This window comes from Vreelandella halophytica, from assembly GCF_968193635.1.
In genome coordinates this window covers 1,971,528-1,987,591 of record NZ_OZ309107.1, presented here as the reverse complement: position 1 = coordinate 1,987,591, position 16,064 = coordinate 1,971,528, and the positions used below count along the sequence as shown (strand labels likewise).

The 16,064-nt window shown below is 57.4% G+C and carries 18 protein-coding genes; 10 read left to right on the top strand and 8 right to left on the bottom strand.

Features of this window, described 5'->3' with window-relative positions; translation table 11 throughout:
• Positions 1-26 precede the first annotated feature (26 nt).
• The 3 genes from ACWHXT_RS09355 to gloB form a co-directional block, all read right to left on the bottom strand.
• The gene (locus ACWHXT_RS09355; protein WP_447955641.1) at positions 27-1,820 is read right to left on the bottom strand and encodes an extracellular solute-binding protein; all 1,794 of its coding nucleotides are present in this window, start codon (positions 1,818-1,820) and stop codon (positions 27-29) included.
• Positions 1,821-1,971: 151 nt separating this feature from the next.
• A complete protein-coding gene (locus ACWHXT_RS09350) occupies positions 1,972-3,198 on the bottom strand; it encodes a transglycosylase SLT domain-containing protein (RefSeq protein ID WP_447955640.1) in 1,227 nt (408 codons plus the stop codon).
• A 25-nt stretch (positions 3,199-3,223) separates the two neighbouring features.
• On the bottom strand, positions 3,224-3,991 hold the full coding sequence (gene gloB, locus ACWHXT_RS09345) for a hydroxyacylglutathione hydrolase (RefSeq protein WP_447955639.1): 768 nt from the start codon (positions 3,989-3,991) through the stop codon (positions 3,224-3,226).
• Between the two features lie 95 nt (positions 3,992-4,086).
• Between gloB and ACWHXT_RS09340 the strand changes: the two genes are divergently transcribed.
• Genes ACWHXT_RS09340 through nudC form a run of 4 tightly spaced genes read left to right on the top strand, consistent with a single transcriptional unit; the run spans position 4,087 to position 6,847 of the window.
• Positions 4,087-4,887 (top strand): class I SAM-dependent methyltransferase, encoded by an 801-nt coding sequence (locus tag ACWHXT_RS09340; RefSeq protein ID WP_447926116.1) that lies wholly within the window; start codon positions 4,087-4,089, stop codon positions 4,885-4,887.
• Positions 4,874-5,353: a ribonuclease HI gene (gene rnhA / locus ACWHXT_RS09335; RefSeq protein ID WP_447896161.1), complete on the top strand. Its 480-nt coding sequence runs from the start codon at positions 4,874-4,876 to the stop codon at positions 5,351-5,353. Before ACWHXT_RS09340 ends, rnhA begins: the two co-directional genes overlap by 14 nt.
• A complete protein-coding gene (gene dnaQ / locus ACWHXT_RS09330) occupies positions 5,341-6,075 on the top strand; it encodes a DNA polymerase III subunit epsilon (protein WP_447955638.1) in 735 nt (244 codons plus the stop codon). The genes rnhA and dnaQ overlap by 13 nt, the downstream gene beginning before the upstream one ends.
• Complete coding sequence (gene nudC / locus ACWHXT_RS09325) at positions 6,068-6,847, top strand: NAD(+) diphosphatase (protein ID WP_447926114.1); 780 nt, start codon at positions 6,068-6,070, stop codon at positions 6,845-6,847. Before dnaQ ends, nudC begins: the two co-directional genes overlap by 8 nt.
• Before the next feature lie 27 nt (positions 6,848-6,874).
• Here the strand turns inward: nudC and ACWHXT_RS09320 are convergent, their stop codons facing one another.
• Positions 6,875-7,186 (bottom strand): SCP2 sterol-binding domain-containing protein, encoded by a 312-nt coding sequence (locus ACWHXT_RS09320; RefSeq protein ID WP_447528905.1) that lies wholly within the window; start codon positions 7,184-7,186, stop codon positions 6,875-6,877.
• A gap of 181 nt (positions 7,187-7,367) precedes the next feature.
• Here ACWHXT_RS09320 and sohB point away from each other — a divergent pair, with 181 nt between their 5' ends.
• Positions 7,368-8,405, top strand: a complete 1,038-nt coding sequence (gene sohB, locus ACWHXT_RS09315) for a protease SohB (RefSeq protein ID WP_447955637.1) — start codon at positions 7,368-7,370, stop codon at positions 8,403-8,405.
• 18 nt (positions 8,406-8,423) lie between these two features.
• Here the strand turns inward: sohB and ACWHXT_RS09310 are convergent, their stop codons facing one another.
• Positions 8,424-8,744: an ArsR/SmtB family transcription factor gene (locus ACWHXT_RS09310; RefSeq protein WP_447955636.1), complete on the bottom strand. Its 321-nt coding sequence runs from the start codon at positions 8,742-8,744 to the stop codon at positions 8,424-8,426.
• Between the two features lie 316 nt (positions 8,745-9,060).
• On the opposite strand from ACWHXT_RS09310, the gene ACWHXT_RS09305 reads away from it, so the two are divergent.
• Complete coding sequence (locus ACWHXT_RS09305; protein ID WP_447955635.1) at positions 9,061-10,974, top strand: AMP-binding protein; 1,914 nt, start codon at positions 9,061-9,063, stop codon at positions 10,972-10,974.
• A gap of 663 nt (positions 10,975-11,637) precedes the next feature.
• Here ACWHXT_RS09305 and ACWHXT_RS09300 read toward each other — a convergent pair.
• Together ACWHXT_RS09300 and ACWHXT_RS09295 are read right to left on the bottom strand one after the other, a co-directional pair.
• Positions 11,638-12,003, bottom strand: coding sequence for a hypothetical protein (locus ACWHXT_RS09300; protein ID WP_447955634.1), 366 nt, complete (start codon positions 12,001-12,003; stop codon positions 11,638-11,640).
• Entirely contained in the window at positions 12,000-12,800 is an 801-nt protein-coding gene (locus ACWHXT_RS09295) for a hypothetical protein (RefSeq protein ID WP_447955633.1), read from the bottom strand. Before ACWHXT_RS09295 ends, ACWHXT_RS09300 begins: the two co-directional genes overlap by 4 nt.
• A 164-nt stretch (positions 12,801-12,964) precedes the next feature.
• On the opposite strand from ACWHXT_RS09295, the gene ACWHXT_RS09290 reads away from it, so the two are divergent.
• Both ACWHXT_RS09290 and ACWHXT_RS09285 read left to right on the top strand, forming a co-directional pair.
• A complete protein-coding gene (locus ACWHXT_RS09290; RefSeq protein WP_447955632.1) occupies positions 12,965-13,222 on the top strand; it encodes a hypothetical protein in 258 nt (85 codons plus the stop codon).
• A 99-nt stretch (positions 13,223-13,321) separates the two neighbouring features.
• Entirely contained in the window at positions 13,322-13,603 is a 282-nt protein-coding gene (locus ACWHXT_RS09285) for a DUF2303 family protein (RefSeq protein WP_447955631.1), read from the top strand.
• Positions 13,604-13,713: 110 nt separating this feature from the next.
• Here the strand turns inward: ACWHXT_RS09285 and ACWHXT_RS09280 are convergent, their stop codons facing one another.
• Positions 13,714-14,394: a hypothetical protein gene (locus ACWHXT_RS09280; protein ID WP_447955630.1), complete on the bottom strand. Its 681-nt coding sequence runs from the start codon at positions 14,392-14,394 to the stop codon at positions 13,714-13,716.
• Between the two features lie 308 nt (positions 14,395-14,702).
• On the opposite strand from ACWHXT_RS09280, the gene ACWHXT_RS09275 reads away from it, so the two are divergent.
• Together ACWHXT_RS09275 and ACWHXT_RS09270 are read left to right on the top strand one after the other, a co-directional pair.
• Complete coding sequence (locus ACWHXT_RS09275) at positions 14,703-15,125, top strand: DNA cytosine methyltransferase (RefSeq protein WP_447958024.1); 423 nt, start codon at positions 14,703-14,705, stop codon at positions 15,123-15,125.
• A gap of 482 nt (positions 15,126-15,607) precedes the next feature.
• Positions 15,608-15,871: a tyrosine-type recombinase/integrase gene (locus ACWHXT_RS09270; RefSeq protein WP_447958023.1), complete on the top strand. Its 264-nt coding sequence runs from the start codon at positions 15,608-15,610 to the stop codon at positions 15,869-15,871.
• Positions 15,872-16,064 lie beyond the last annotated feature (193 nt).

The window sequence follows — 16,064 nt, the reverse complement described above, 5'->3', positions numbered from 1 at the left end:
GCGCTCCTGGGGTGATCGAAAAAGCCCTAACGGCGCCTTTCAAGGCTGGCTTCGCGGTCGGGGTCCACCCACCAGGCGTCGAGGTCCATGGCGTAAGCGGGGAACGGCTCCGGGTAGCCAAACTTGTCCCACACGGCGATGCGGGTTTCGCCAGAGTGGTAGTGGGGTATGGCGTAAAAGCCCCAGCGCAGCACACGGTCGAGCGCCCGGGTAGCCACATCGAGCTCTTCACGGTCCTCGGCGCTAATGATGTGCTCGACCAGATCGTCGACTGCCGGGTGGGCAAGCCCCATACGGTTACGACTTTGAGGCGCCTCGGCGGCGGCGCTGGTGAAGAAGTCGCGCTGCTCGTTGCCGGGGTTGTTCGACTGGGGGTAGTGGGTGGTCACGATATCGTAATCGAAGTTACGCACCCGGTTCAGGTACTGGTTGATATCGACGATACGCATGGACGTGTCGACGCCCAGACGCGCCATGTTTCTAAGCATTGGCTGTACCATGCGTTCGAGCGCCGCGTCGTACATCAATACTTCGAGGCGAAGCGGCTGGCCGGTTTCGCTGTGAACGAGCTCCCCGTCTTCGATTTCGTAACCGGCCTCTTGCAAGAGCCCAAGGGCGCGGCGCAGGCGCTCACGCAGCGCCGCGGGCTGTTCCATGGGCAGCGATTCGGTGAACAGCCGGTCGGAGCGATGCGAGGCGAGCAACTCTTCACGGTGGGGCTCCAAAAGCGCAAGCTCGGCCTCGGAAGGCGGGCCTACGGCTTCCATTTCCGAATTCTGGAAGTAGCTTTCGGTACGCTGGTAGTTATCGTAAAAAATGTTGGTATTGAGCCAGGCAAAGTCGAAGGTAAGGCTTAGCGCCTCGCGCACTCGCGGGTCCTGAAACTTCACTTTATTCAAGTTGAATACGAAGGCCTGCATGAGCGCCGGGTTGACGTCGGGCACGGTGATGCGCTCGATCAACCCCTCGCGGTAGGCGGGGAAGTCGTAGCCGATCGCCCAGGTAGCAGCGCGGGCGTCTTCGCGAAAATCGACGAGCCCCGCCTTGAATGCCTCCCAGGCGATATCCCGGTCGCGGTAGTAGTCGTAAACGATCCGGTCGATGTTGTAGCGCCCGATATTAACCGGCAAATCCTTGCCCCAGTAGTTTTCGTCGCGCTCGAAGACGATCCGCCGGCCCGGGTCCACCTCGCCGATGCGGTAGGGCCCGGAGCCCGGATGAGCGGTCAGTGTCGGCGCCGTAAAATCCCGCGGCTCCCAGTAGTGGCGGGGTAGAATCGGCAGTTGCGCTACGATCAACGGCAGTTCTCGCGAGGTGGTGTCGCTGAACTCGAAACGCACCTGGTGCTCGCTTTGGGCGATGACCTGGGAGACACCGGCGTAGTAGCTGGCGAAAAACGGGTTGCCCTCTTCGCGTAGCAGATCGAAGGAAAACACCACGTCGTAGGCGGTCACGGGTTCGCCGTCTTGAAAGCGCGCCTCTGGGCGAAGGTCGAACTCGATCCACGCCCGGTCCGGGTCCAGGCGTACGCCTTCGGCCAATAAGCCGTACAGGCTGAACGGCTCGTTGGGGTTGGTCGCCATCAGGGTGTCGTAAATCTTCGTACTCACCCCGGTGGCGGGGGTGCCGCGAATGATGAAGGGGTTGGTCGAATCGAAGCTCGAGCCCACGGCGGTATGAATGATACTGCCGCCCTTGGGCGCCTGAGGGTTCACATGGGGGAAGTAAGCAAAGCCTTCATCGAGCGCCGGGGTGTCGTAGAGCGACAGCCCGTGAACGGTTTCGACCGGCGCACTCGAAGGCGGCTCGGAAATCGCCATTGCGGCACTTTCGTCAGTGGCCAGCGCCGCCAAAGGGGCGGCGCTGGCCGCCGTTAGCAGTAGGGCGCAAAGAGCTTTGACACATCGCACACCGCTTCGCATCGAGGACGTCCTGTTGTCGCGTTGAACCGTGACCGAAAATCGACGCCCTCTACCGCGCAGAGAGCGCCAGTAGCTGGCCGGTCTCCAGAGCATTCGGCCGCTCGAGGGCATTCCAGCGTATCAGGTCGCTTTGGTCGACATTATAGCGCGCGGCGATAGCGGATAGGCTATCCCCCCTTTCAACGCGATGAACCGCTGGGGTCTGGGTCGTGGCGAGCATGCTCGAGCCATTTTGGGAAAGCTCGGCGATGAGCTCGCTGTCCGCCGATTCCGGCACCAGCAGCGTTTGCGCGCTTTGTGGCCCTGCCTGGGCGGCGAGCAGCCCCGGGTTGAGCTCGGCCAGGCGCTGCTGACTGACATCCAGAAGGGTCGAAGCCTGGGCCAAACTGAGCGGCTGTGCGAGCTGCACCTTGGCAAACGCGGGGGAGGCATGAATCTCGGGTAGCTCGACGCCGTAAAATTCCGGATCCTGAATGATCGCCGAAATGGCCTTGAGCTTGGGTACGTACTGCAGGGTTTCCGAGGGCAAGTTGAGATCCCAGTAGCTGCCTTCGAGCCCCTGGCCGTGGGCCCGGCGTACCGCCTTGTTGACCGTGCCGGCGCCGGCGTTATAGGCGGCCAGCGAAAGCATCATGTCGCCTGCGTACCACTGCTCTGCCTGGGACTCCAGGTAGTCGAGGGCGGCCTGGGTCGAGGTAAGAACGTCGAGCCGGCCATCGTAGCGGCTGTTGCGCACAAGCCCCAGCGCGTCGCCGGTACGCGGCATGAATTGCCAAAGCCCCGCCGCGCCCATATGGCTTTTGGCGCTAGGGTCGAAGGAGCTCTCCACGAAAGGGATCAGCGCGATTTCGCCGGGTAGATCGCGTGCGCTGACCTGTTCGGTGATCCAGGCAAGCCAGGGGGTAGCGCGGCGCGTGATTTCGGCGATGTTTTCCGGCCGGGCACGGTAGTACTCGATCCACTGATCGACGCGTGCCTGGGCATCGGGGGTAAGCGCTTTGTCCTGCCACTGAAACGCGTCGCGTAGTGTCTTCCATACGCTTTGAGGTTCGAGGGACAGGGAATCCCAGAAGTGGGCGTGGTAGGCGTCGAGCTTTGACGCTGGTGCTTGCTGACCCCCGGACGCTGGCAGTGTGTTGGGCGCGGGTGCAGAGGTAAAGACACCAGAACGATTGGCGGAGGCTTCGGAGTTGGCCGCCGTGGCCATTAAAAGGCCCATAATAACGGTGCTGCCAGCGCTTAGTAAAAAGCGCTGGCGAATGGTGCGATAAGTCATAGAGCGTCTTTTCTGGGTAAAGGCTTTAGAAACGGTTTTTCCACTCGCGCAACGTCGTAAACGTTGCGAGGTCGTCACCATTTGGGCCTTGGGCCCCTGCGGCCTGGCGCACGCTGTCGGTGGCCACGCGTAAGTAGGGGTTGATGGTTAACTCGCGCCCGATGTTGCTGGGAAGGGTGGGGCGATCCATCGCACGTGCTTTCTCGCACTCCTCCAGCGCCTGGGGGATCGCGTCATTATCCGGGTCGGCTTGCCGCGCAAACATCAGGTTGGCCCTGGTGTATTCGTGACCGGCAAACACCAGCGTATCTTCGGGAAGCTTTGCCAGTGCCTCGAGCGAGGCAAGCATCTGCTCCGGCTCGCCTTCGAAAAGCCGCCCGCAGCCGGCACAAAAGAGCGTATCACCGCAAAACAGCAATGCCGGGATACCCGCCGCGAAGTAGCTGATATGGTCCAGGGTGTGGCCGGGGGTCGCGATGACTTCGAAAAGCCGACCCATCACGCGCAGCTCGTCGCCGTGGCCTACCGTCTCATCGAGGCTTTCGATGGACGAGCCCGCCGGGCCGATCACGTGGCAGCCGTAGCGCCTTTTGAGCTCTTTCACCCCGCCGGTGTGGTCGTGATGATGATGCGTAATCAAAATGGTGGCCAGGCTAAGGCCTTCGCGCTCCAAAAGCTCGATGACCGGGGCTGCTTCACCGGGGTCCACCACGCAAACGTTTTGGCTAGTATCCTGGCGCAGCAACCAAATATAGTTATCGCTAAGGGCAGGAATCGGTGTCACGCTCATCATGGGCGAGATCCTTTAACGTTCAAATTACGCGACGGCGTGTGCAAGAATACGCGCACCGCGAAAAAAAGTCGCTACTGTGGAGGCAAGCGCGTTCCATGTCAAATTCCTCGATGGCCCCCGAGCTTGCCAAACGGCTGGCCCAAAGCCAAGTCTATTGGGAAACCCCGGCCGGGCGTTCGCTTTGGGATGTGCAGCGCGCCTGCCTGGGCCCCGTGGTAGAAAATCGCCACGGCCAGCACTGCCTGGAGATGAGCATGGGGCGCTCGCTGATGTCGCTATCCCGTATTCCCCATCGTATACGCTGGGCGCCTACCTTGGCCCTTGCCGAGTCCCCCGCGACCCTGGTCTGCCCGCCGGACAGCCTTTCGCTGCCCGACCGCTGCCTGGACACCGTGGTGATCCATCACTGGCTCGAACAGTTGCCGGACCCCCACTTTACCCTCAAGGAGGCGGCCCGGGTCACCAACGACCATGGCGTGCTGGTGCTATTTGGCTTCAATCCGCTCAGCCTGAGCGGGCTTTTAAAGCGCCGCCACGGCGGGCACTCGGCGTTTCCCTTCAGTGGTGACTGGCATAGTGTCAACCGCTTGCGCGATTGGCTGGCGTTTGTCGACTTCGAGGTGAAGCGCGTAGACTACTGCTGTTTTCGTGGTCGTATCAACGCCCCCTGCGGCGAGCGCTGGGAGGCCTGGGGGCGGCGCCACAACCTGCCACTCGGGCAAAGCTACATGATCCAGGCGTGCCGGCGCGAGCGCGGCGCCCCCATCGAGCGGGTCAAGTTCAAGCTGCCTGCCAAGGCGTCGTCTCTGCCGCTGGGGGCTTCGCGCAACCGGGCGTATTTAGAAGAACCGGCCAAATCGTCATCTCGTATTGCAAAGGAAAATCAGCGTGAGTGAGCAAGACAGTCAGCCCCGAGTCGTGGTCTACACCGACGGCGCCTGCCGAGGAAATCCAGGCCCCGGGGGCTGGGGGGCAGTGCTCGCAAGCGGGCCGCACGAGAAAACCCTCAAGGGGTTTGAAGCGCAAACCACCAACAACCGTATGGAGCTGATGGCCGCCATCATGGCGCTGCGCGCGCTGAACACCGCCTGTGCGGTCGAACTCTGGACCGACTCCCAATACGTGCGCCAGGGCATTACCCAGTGGATCCATAACTGGGTCAAGCGGGGTTGGAAAACCGCGGCCAAACAGCCGGTCAAAAACGCCGAACTTTGGAAAACCCTGCACGAGGAAACCAGGCGCCACACGGTCGAGTGGCACTGGGTCAAAGGGCACAGCGGCCACCCCGGCAACGAAAAAGCCGATGCCCTGGCCAACGAAGCCATCGATGATCACCAAAGGAGCACGCCATGCGCCAAATAATTCTCGATACGGAGACGACGGGCATCGAAACCCGGGATGGTCACCGCATGGTTGAAATCGGTGCCGTCGAGATGATCAACCGGCGCTTTACCGGGCGGACCTACCACCAGTACATCAACCCGGAACGGCATATCGATGCCGAGGTCGTCGCCGTTCACGGCATCGACAACGCGAAAGTCGCCAACGAGCCGGTCTTTGCCGATATCGCCGACGCGTTCTGGGACTTTATCGTGGGCGCGGAGCTGGTCATTCATAACGCGCCTTTCGATGTGGGCTTTATCGACCACGAGCTGAACCTGGCCAATAAGCGCCGTCAAAAACCGCTGGGCCCGGTGAGCGAGCACTGCCGTGTGCTGGATACGCTGACCATGGCGCGCCAGATGCACCCGGGCCAGCGCAACAGCCTGGATGCGCTTTGCAAGCGCTACGATATCGACAACGGCCACCGGGTGCTTCACGGCGCCTTGCTGGACGCCGAGATTCTGGCCGATGTCTACCTGGCGATGACCGGCGGCCAGACCGCGCTGACCCTCGATGCGGAGAGTTCCAGCGAGCGCGAGGAGAAAAGCGAGGCAAGCGAAGGTCTTTCGGTCCAGCGGCTGACCCTGACGCCGGGCCAGCTTCGGGTGATCCAGCCAAGCGACGACGAAGAAGCGGCGCACGCCGCCAAGTGCCAGGCGCATGATCTGCGCTGGTCGGAGGGCACCGCTCAAGATGCTTAAACGGGAAATTCCCAAAAACGAGGCGGCGGGGCGGGTCGTACGTATCGCCCGCGGGCAGCTGGCGCCGGGCGTGAACACCCCCGAGGGTGCGCCAACGCCGCTGCAGCCTTTTCAGCCCTGGACACCGGCCATGCAGCCGCTTTGCTATTGGCAGGACGAGCCGGTAGCGCTCTCGATCGAAGATGCGCCCGAGGCGCACTGGGTGGAAGGGCGTCACTGGCTCGAGCATTTGCCCGAGAGCTGGTTCAGCCTGCTTTCGACGGCGCTACAGGTCAGTGCCTGGCTTGAGAATCACCGCTTCTGTGGGCGCTGTGGCGCCGAGGCTACTCGACTGGGCGCCGAGTTCGCCATGCATTGCGATGCCTGTGGGCACCGCAACTATCCGCGCATCTCGCCCTGCATCATTACCCTGGTTACTCGGGGCGAGGCGATGCTGCTGGCGCGTAGCCCGCGCTTTCCTCCCGGGCGCTACTCGACGCTGGCCGGGTTTATCGAGCCGGGTGAGTCCGCCGAAGAAGCGGTGCACCGTGAGGTGTTCGAAGAGGTGGGCGTGCATATCGACAATCTTCGCTACCACAAGAGCCAGGCGTGGCCGTTCCCGCATTCGCTGATGCTTGGCTACTTTGCCGAGGCGACCACTCGGCGGATTCACATCGATGGCGTCGAAATCAGCGATGCGGCCTGGTTTTCACCGCGTAAACCGCCGGCGCTGCCGCCGGCCTACTCTATCTCTCGGGAGCTGATCGAGACGCACCTGGCCAAATTCCGCTAGAGGCCAAAGCGCGCTGGCTCATTGCGCTTATTTACCGGGGAACAGGCTGGTCAATTTGGTGGCCAGCATGACGTTACCGGTGGCCTTGAGCTTGCCGGTCATGAAGGCGGTCATACCGTTGACTTCGCCGTTCATGATGCCGCGCAGCGTATCGGTGCTGGTGGAAATCGTGACGGAGGGGTCGTCGTGCTCACCCTCGTGAACGCCCAGGGTGCCGTCTTGCACGTGCAGATAATGGCTCTGCTCGTCCGAGAAATGGAACTGAAAGACTTCATCCATACCTCGGGCCGCTTCCGGGTCGAAGCGGGACTCAAGCTTTTCAAAGGTGGTAGAGGACATCGAGTGTTTCCTATGACGAGTTTATTTAAAGGCAAACGCTACGTGAGCGCGATAAGATGCGAGTCAACCATAAGCTTGCGAAGAGCCTATTTAAAGCATTGGATTTTATCAAGCAAGCGATTCCCTGATCTTCACTCGGCGGTGGCCGGGTTCGGGGATTCAACATCGAAGGAGAGCGCAGTTGAGTGATTGGATGACTGAAATAGGCACTTTCCTCGTGCAGAGCGTTATTTTGACCCTGCTGCTACTGGTGGCCGGCTTTATACTTTTGCGTAGTAAACGCGGCGGCGAGCACCGTATGACGCTTCACGTGGAGTCATTGAACGAGCAGCGCCGCGCGCGCAACCGGCGTCTCAAGGTTAGTGCGACCGCCCAGGGCGCGCGTAAAAAACTCGTTAAACACCTTCGCCGTGAGGAGAAAGAGCGCCAGAAGTCCGCTAAAAAAGCCGAGGGGCAGGCCGCGCGGGTGTGGGTGCTCGACTTCAATGGCGATATCAAGGCGTCGCGTACGGAACAGTTCGCGCAAGAGGTTTCCGCGGTCATCGAGGTGGCAAGCGCCAACGACGAGGTGGTGGTACGCCTGGAGTCCGGTGGCGGGCTGGTGCACGCCTACGGGCTGGCCTCGGCACAGCTCGACCGGCTGCGCGAGGCTGGCCTTTTGACCACGGTATGTATCGACAAGGTCGCCGCCAGCGGGGGTTACATGATGGCGTGTACCGCGAATCACATCAAAGCCGCGCCTTTCGCGGTCATCGGCTCGATCGGGGTGGTCGCCCAGGTGCCCAATATCCACCGCCTTCTAAAACGTCACGATATCGATGTCGAGATGCTCACCGCCGGGCGCTACAAGCGTACATTGACCGTGCTGGGTGAAAACACCGAAGAGGGCCGGGCCAAGTTCATCGATGACCTGGAAAACACGCATAAGCTCTTCAAGGAGTACGTGGGTCGCCATCGCCCCGGTATGGATATCGAGCGTCTCGCCACTGGCGAAATCTGGTACGGCAGCCAAGCGCTTGAACAGCAACTAGTGGACAGCGTAGGCACCAGTGAAGCGTATCTGGTCGAGCGTATGGCCCTAGGGGACGTATTTAGCGTCAAACTCGAGCCGCCCAAAACCATCGGGCGGCGCGTGGGTGTGGCGGTATCGTCCGGGGTGGAGCAGGCAGTGACCAAAGCGCTGGGCGCTATCGAAGCGACTGGCTGGCACCGCCGCTGATCGATGCGCGAGGCGGCCTCAAGCCGCGTAATGAAGCGCCAGGGCGGACAGGACGGCCTTGGCGCTTTCGCTTTTAAGCGAGTAAAAAATAGTTTGCGACGACCGCCGGGTTTGCACCAGGCCATCCCGGCGTAAAATGGCCAGGTGTTGCGAAAGCGCGGATTGGCTCAGGGCCAGCTGGTGATTGATCTGGGTGACCGATAGCTCTTTCTCGGTTAGCAGACACAGTATTTGCAGGCGTTTCTCGTTAGCGAGCGCTTTGAGTAACAGCGTACCTGCTTCCAATGCCTGACCTTCATGTTCGAGTAAACGAGACGCGGCGCTTGGGGAAGTAGACATGGTTTTCTCCTTGCCGAAACGATAGGTAACATTTTTATAGTTGTTCGATCATTCAATCGCGGCAGTCTGGGTTTTTTAATGGCTGAAACGGTCTAACGTTGAAATATTGTTGATCAATATTGGTTAATTTAGCGAAGCTTGTCCAAGCGGTCGTTTAACGATGAGTCAATGGTAAGGGTGGCATCAGGCGCCGACCATAACGCTGGTTAAATGCGTAGCGGTTGGGCATTAGCCCATAGTGTAACGGTTCCCGCCGGTTTTTCTGGTTAAAGTGCCCGCATAGCCTCGTTCGTCGACATAATAATGAGAAGCCACCATGCGCCGTTACCCCACGATCTACGCGTCCTCCGTACAATCCCCCGAGACGTTCTGGGCCGAACAGGCCAGGCGCGTGCCCTGGCACCACTTCCCGGACACCATTCTCTCTTTCGATGAGCAGCGTCACGCCCGCTGGTTCGAGGATGGCACGCTCAATATCTGCCACGCTGCCCTCGATCATCACGTGGATGAAGGTCGCGGCGAGCAGCCTGCGCTTTACTGGGATTCGCCGGTGACCGGCAGCAAACAGACGCTGACCTACCGCACGCTTCGTGACCGCGTTGCGCACTTTGCCGGCGGGCTGGAACGTTTGGGAGTGGCCAAGGGCGATCGGGTGGTGATCTATATGCCCATGGTGCCCGAGGCGGTGATTGCGATGTTGGCCTGCGCGCGACTGGGCGCCATTCACTCGGTCGTTTTCGGTGGCTTCGCTTCCCACGAGCTGGCGCTTCGCATCGAGGACGCTGAGCCCAAAGTGGTGATCGCCGCCTCCTGCGGTATCGAGGTCGAAAGCGTACTGCCCTACAAGCCCATCGTTGACCGGGCCCTTGCCCAAAGCCACTTCAAGCCCGATGCGCTGGTCGTGTTTCAGCGCGAAGCGCTACGCGCCGAGTTGAGCCAAGGCGAGTACGACTGGCAGGCGATCGAGGAGGGCGGCGCCTTTACCCAGTGCGTGCCCGTCAGTGCGACGCATCCGCTCTATATCCTGTATACCTCGGGCACCACCGGTAAGCCCAAGGGCGTGGTACGCGACACCGGCGGCTACGCCGTGGCGCTTGCCTACTCCATGGACGCCATATACGACCTGGCCCCGGGGGAGGTGTGCTTTACCGCCTCGGACGTGGGCTGGGTAGTGGGCCACTCTTATATCGTGTACGCACCGCTTCTGCGCGGGTGTACCAGCGTGCTTTACGAGGGCAAACCGGTGAAAACACCGGATGCAGGCAGTTTTTGGCGTATAATCGACGAGTACCGCGTTAAAACCTTTTTCACCGCGCCCACCGCCTTTCGCGCCATCAAAAAAGAGGACCCGGAGGCGCTCGCGTTAAGCCGTTATACGCTCGAAAGCCTCGAGTACGTGTTCGTTGCCGGCGAGCGCCTCGACCCACCCACCTTTCACTGGCTCAGCGACATCCTCCAGGTGCCGGTCATCGACCACTGGTGGCAAACCGAAACCGGCTGGCCCATAGCCGCGAACCTGGCGGGAATCGAGCTGGCGCTTTGCAAGGCGGGGTCCGCCACGTTCCCGGTGCCCGGCTTTAATGTCGAGATCATCGACCGTGAAGGCGCTTCTGCTGCGCCGATGCAGGAGGGAAGCGTGGTCATCAAACAGCCGCTCCCGCCGGGCTGTTTGACCGGCATTTGGCAAGACCCGCAGCGCTTTCATAGCGCCTACATGGCAGCGTTTCCCGGCTACTACCTGACCGGCGACGGCGGCTACCAGGATGAAGACGGTTATCTTTTCATCATGGGGCGCACCGACGACGTCATCAACATAGCGGGCCACCGGCTTTCGACCGGTGAAATGGAAGGAGTGCTGGGCGGCCACCCGGCGGTCGCCGAGTGCGCGGTCATCGGTATACACGACGAGCTAAAAGGCCAGCTACCGATCGGCCTGGTCATTCCCAAGGATGGTTTCAACGGCGATGAAGCAGCGCTGGAGGCCGAACTCATTCAGCGAGTGCGTGACGCCATCGGCCCCGTGGCCTCGTTCAAACAGGTGCTCATCGTCAACCGGCTGCCCAAAACACGCTCGGGTAAAATCCTTCGCAAGCTCATGCGCACCATGGCCGACGGCAAACCCTTCACCGTTCCCTCGACTATCGATGATCCGACGAGCCTGGAGGATGTTCATACGGCCATGCTTGATAAACGCGTGGGTAGTGCTGAGCAGACCGGGCCGCTGGAGTAGGTTTTTGGTCGATTGATCGACGTGTAAAAAAACAAGCTGCGCTTTCGTCCACGCATCGGTGTAGCTGATGATCATGCGCGTCGCCATGGCGGAGCTTACGGCAGGCACAATATTCTTCAGCTTAAACGCCGATCCGCCGTCGGCGTCAAAACCGGATGACATGCGGCGAGACGAGCTATCAACGTCCTTCTCAGCTTTCAAAAGCCCTTGCATCCGGGCGTCGACCGTGTGGTAAAGCGCTCCGGCTTCGGTGGCCATCATTTTCTCCAAGCAATAACCCCCCCCCTCCCAAGGCGGGGTTAGTGATAAGCGAAACTTTGAGAAAGGAGGTTATCTAATAAACGTTATCTTTAACTTGGGAGATCTTGCCAGTATCAGCATTGAGGTAGTAGCGGTTACTTGAATGTATTGGTTCTGAGCAGTATATGAAATAAACTGGAGCGCGCTCTATCTCTGGAACGCGCCAGAAGCCGGCGTTATTTTTCTTTGACTGCGCATTGCATCAATTATTTCCTGAGATTTCATGGCCAGCTTGTCGAAACTTATTAGAGTAGACATCAGCGTCGTCCGAAGCATCCGCAATTCTGCCCAGCTCCGCCTCACTTGGAGCCGCCTTGCCACACCCCATCAGCACACAGGCCACAGCCAACACTGCCAATATCCTCATCCTTCACCCTCGTCACCTTCTAATGCCAATCCTTTCAAAAGCTGCTCATGATTTTCTAACATTCTGCTCATATTATCTTTAGAGAAGTTACGCCACAGATCATAATCGGCTCTGTTCCGGATTTTCTTCATTCGACGAAGCAGGTGTGCTTGTTGTGTAGAAAATTTCTTCGCCACTTTTTTCTCGACCAAAACATGAGAGCCCATGCTTGTCGAGCCCTCAATTTCTACATCTTCTGTATGTAGCCTTGCTTCATGGAGAGCAGAGTAGTAGCAACGACTAACAGCACTTCTTGTAAACGCCTCGCCTTCTTGCTCAAAAAGGGATGAGGAAACCTCAAATATATCTTTAGGCTGAATCATATGGATAACACTTGGCTTGTTTGAATATCTAGATCTATGGCCAAGCCAATGAATACATTTCCTTCGAGGCTTTCAGGCAGCCCGCTTGCATCTTGCTTTGAAAATTCCCAATCGATTTGCGCAGCAATCTTGCCATTAACCGTTGCAATTACGTTAAGCCAAAGCTCTTGTTCGCCTGTTTCATGGTCCTTGACTAACTCGATCTGAGTTCCGGTTCTAATATTAGGATTATTAGTTATAAATTTTTTGGCGATATCTATATACTTTTGAAGGGTATGACCCAAGTCAATGTCAGCAATACCCTTGCTTTTGACGTAGGAGAGTATTTCTGTAAGATCCTGAAGGCCTGTGTTATCCGTATCAAGCTCAAGATTTTTCATAATCTCCAATGCTTCTTTATGCTCAGCGAGCGCCGCACAAGCAGCTGTCGCGTGGCCATATATTTTTGCGAAGGTATGGTTTTGAGGTTCTAATCTCAGAGCTTCCTGAGCGCAGCGAAGATATTTTTCATAACACATAGCCAGCACATAGCAGGGCATTGCCCAATACAAGGCTTCAGGTGTGCGCCCCCATTTATTCAGCATGTTATCAATGGCTTTTTCGGCTCGACTAAATTTTTTCCAAGAGCTTAAGACAAAGCTGATAGTAGCATCGCGCTCTATATTAGCTTCAGGTATAGATTGAGCCTGCTTAAGGAAGCGTTGCATGTCAGTGTCGTAAAGGGGTTCGCCGTGAATACGCTTACCTTGGATGCCGGCAAATATCTCTTCTCTTGCTTTTAAAGGCTCTATGCCCACTTTTCGCTCCTCAGTGATAAATTCACTAGAGGCAGGGTATCGCGAACCGAATGTGATGGGTAGTGTGTGGCAGAACAAGCGACCTCTACATCACCCTCAGTCTGCCCATCCTCTAAGTATGCTGATACGCTCTAGGCACACCACAAGCGAAGGAGGTAGCAGCAATGTCTTATGATGCTCACTACGTTTTTAGAGGCGACGCTCAAGAGTTGGTTACAAAGGATGCGCCCAAGCTTGGGCTGCCGCCTGCAGAGGATGTTCACTTGGGCGACCAAGTGCGCGCCGAGGGCAAGTCGGGCAAAGAGTACAAGATGGTTTGTAGCAGCAGAACGTTCGACTATACCGATCAGTCGCCGCGCCTTTATGTAGAGCTCTCCCTGTCAGATTTCGATACGCACACGCTAGTGACGGACTTTACCTAGCACTTTGCCCTCTTTGGGGTCGTATACAGTAGAAAAATTTGATTCTCTAAGTGGGATAACCGCTCTTCGGTTTGCCGTTGAGCGGCCTCTAGCTGCTCGATGACGCCAGCAGGGCGCCTTGGGTATTCTTCTACCGACGTCACCGTCAAGAATGCTGAGCGCTTGCCCACCGTTATTTACTGGAAGCTTACGACCTACGAGGGCCTGTCAGAGCGCACCTTGGCAATGCGCGTTTCCAGCAAGACCAAGGGCTGGCCGTCGTTTGGGCTGCGCGCTATTGCGCTGGATGCTGCCCAGGAAGAGATTGCCGCCGAGTTCGCCAAGCTGGTGACGGATCGCTTGCCAGATAGCGAGTGCTTGCTGGGTACTTTCCAGCCCTAAAAGCAGCGCTCAACCACAAAGGGCCTTCGGGTCTTTTTTTAGAGGTCGCATGTCACAGGTTAACCACATAATGGTGACAAGCAGTGTTTAAAGCGGCCCTTCTTATTGAACTATTTTAATTTATTGTTTAGTGTTTCAGCTATCTTCTTAAGATGATCATTGCGCTCATTTTCAGGCTTACCACCAAGTCTATTAGTGTTCTCATGCTCAGCCATGTCAAAGATGAATTTATTCTCATAAGCTGTTCCGTATATGTCTTTAAAAGAAACTTTAATATTAATACAAGCCTCCATACCTCCTTTACCTATTTCAGGAAACATAAAAACATGACTATCAACCACTTGGCCTATGCCGAGATTCCTCATTCCTCTTTTTATAAAGCCATGATCTGAAATATTTTTTATTATTTTCTCTTCAGCTTCGGGTGAATTACCTTCGCCAGTTACCTCAAAACCCACATCAAAAGCGATACCTTTTCCCATATTTTTAATCAAGATGATTCTATCATTAATAACTCTCCCTTCTGATATTTCAACAACGACTAAAGGTCTGACGCTATTGATAACTTCTTTTTTAATTTGCTCATGTTGTTGATTTCTCATTCTCCAAGTTTCGATAGCTAAGACCATCGTTAATATTGCAATGGCAACTGTAGCTGCGGATGTTGCTACAGCGCTATAGAAAACAGCAGTTTCCTGCTCATTTTCAAAACCGCTGTAAATCAAAAATGCAACGACTCCAATGCCAAGCGCACATACAAAGAAATATAAGACACCCCTAATTTTATTCATTGCTCCTCCTCCTAATTAAATCAGCGAGAATTAAAAATTATTAGACATACGACTATACGACATTTTCATCTGTTTTGTGGGCTGGGCGGCGGCGCCAAAGGTTTCAACCGCGGCCAAGCGCGAGTTGGCAACATGGAGAACCAATTTCGCTGCATCGGAGGTGTCAAGGTGACGCCAACGCCATCGTCGACTTCCAACGCCTGGCCGGCGCTTCGGGCACCGTGCTCGATATGTTCGACCGCAACCAGTACCGCACCTTTCACGACGCATAACCGCCCGCTGACTGGCGAGAGGCCACGCCCGCCGACATTCAAGCCGCGGCCGGCGTCGAGTCGCCCAATATCGTTTTCCTGAGCGCCCCTTGTAAGGGGTTCAGTGGGCTGCTGTCGCAATCGCGCAGCGCCACCCCGAAGTACCAAGCATTGAACCGTCTGACCCTGCGCGGCATGTGGCTGACCCTAGAGGTCTTCGCCTATGACCCGCCCGAGCTAATCATCTTCGAGAACGTGCCACGCATTGCCAACCGTGGACGCCCGCTACTCGAGCACATCGTGGCCATGCTCGAGCACTATGGCTACCATGTTGCCGAGACCACGCACGACTGTGGCGAGCTTGGCGGCTTGTCCCAGTCCCGCAAGCGCTTCCTCTTGGTCGCACGCATGCAGAGAAAGTGCCGCCATCCCTCTATGAACCAGTGCGCCGCCCATTGCGCGCCGTTGACGATGTGCTAGGCGAAATGCCCTTACCAGGTAATGAATTGGCAGGGCCTATGCACCGGGTGCCACGCCTGCAGTGGAAAACCTAGGTACGCCTGGCGTTTGTCGAAACCGGTAGCGATTGGCGGTCGCTGAATAAGTTGGCGGTCGAGAATGGGCACCTGAGCGACTATCTCATCATCCCTGAGTATCGCAGTGGCTATATGGGTGTGAGCCAATGGGATGGGCCGATGGGTACCGTGGCAGGGAGAAGCACGCCCACCAATAGTGCGTTCAGTATCGCCGATCCCCGCTTTGAGCAATCATCCAAATGGCGCAATGGTCAAGCCTATGGTGTCAGAAAGTGGGAAGGGCCAACCGATAGCTCAGCATTCTGTCAGCAATGATCAACCACGCCATCACCGAAATGGAGTAGATATTTCCCACTCCAACCAAGGGGTGTTTTCTCAATGAGCCGCCCTGGCGTGTTCGTTGGATTATAAGCAGAGGCCGACCGACTGATAGAGGCAGCGCGCAGTAGTCGGGAGGGTGACCGGCTCGCTGACTTTATCGTGCTGGCACTGAACACCGGCGGCCGAAAAAACGAACTGCTCAAACTCGAATGGCGGCATGTGAACTGGAAGCACGCGTTGATCACTCTGGAGCCGGACGACACCAAGTCAGGTAAGCGGCAGACCATACCGCTGAACGAGGATGCGGTGCCGCTACCGGTACAGCCAAACGTATTGCGCGGGATCGACCTGGGTTTACTACAAGCGTGATGGCAGCCGTTAGGTGTGTACCCGAACCCGGTGTTCAAGAAGGCGTGTGATAAAGCGCGCATTGTTGATTTCCGCATTCACGACCTGCGACACACATGCGCAAGCTGGCTTGTGTCTCAGGGGGTGCCCGCTGGCGGGCTTAAAGGACGTGCTGGGCCGCTCGACGATCAATATGACGGAGAAGTGCGTCCAC

Bases quoted from the DNA above. Each gene is read 5' to 3' on its own strand.
- ACWHXT_RS09355 (WP_447955641.1), bottom strand. From the start codon at position 1,820: ATGGCGATTTCCGAGCCGCCTTCGAGTGCGCCGGTCGAAACCGTTCAC.
- ACWHXT_RS09350 (WP_447955640.1), bottom strand. From the start codon at position 3,198: ATGACTTATCGCACCATTCGCCAGCGCTTTTTACTAAGCGCTGGCAGC.
- gloB (WP_447955639.1), bottom strand. From the start codon at position 3,991: ATGATGAGCGTGACACCGATTCCTGCCCTTAGCGATAACTATATTTGG.
- ACWHXT_RS09340 (WP_447926116.1), top strand. From the start codon at position 4,087: ATGTCAAATTCCTCGATGGCCCCCGAGCTTGCCAAACGGCTGGCCCAA.
- dnaQ (WP_447955638.1), top strand. From the start codon at position 5,341: ATGCGCCAAATAATTCTCGATACGGAGACGACGGGCATCGAAACCCGG.
- nudC (WP_447926114.1), top strand. From the start codon at position 6,068: ATGCTTAAACGGGAAATTCCCAAAAACGAGGCGGCGGGGCGGGTCGTA.
- ACWHXT_RS09320 (WP_447528905.1), bottom strand. From the start codon at position 7,186: ATGTCCTCTACCACCTTTGAAAAGCTTGAGTCCCGCTTCGACCCGGAA.
- ACWHXT_RS09310 (WP_447955636.1), bottom strand. From the start codon at position 8,744: ATGTCTACTTCCCCAAGCGCCGCGTCTCGTTTACTCGAACATGAAGGT.
- ACWHXT_RS09305 (WP_447955635.1), top strand. From the start codon at position 9,061: ATGCGCCGTTACCCCACGATCTACGCGTCCTCCGTACAATCCCCCGAG.
- ACWHXT_RS09300 (WP_447955634.1), bottom strand. From the start codon at position 12,003: ATGATTCAGCCTAAAGATATATTTGAGGTTTCCTCATCCCTTTTTGAG.
- ACWHXT_RS09290 (WP_447955632.1), top strand. From the start codon at position 12,965: ATGTCTTATGATGCTCACTACGTTTTTAGAGGCGACGCTCAAGAGTTG.
- ACWHXT_RS09285 (WP_447955631.1), top strand. From the start codon at position 13,322: ATGACGCCAGCAGGGCGCCTTGGGTATTCTTCTACCGACGTCACCGTC.
- ACWHXT_RS09280 (WP_447955630.1), bottom strand. From the start codon at position 14,394: ATGAATAAAATTAGGGGTGTCTTATATTTCTTTGTATGTGCGCTTGGC.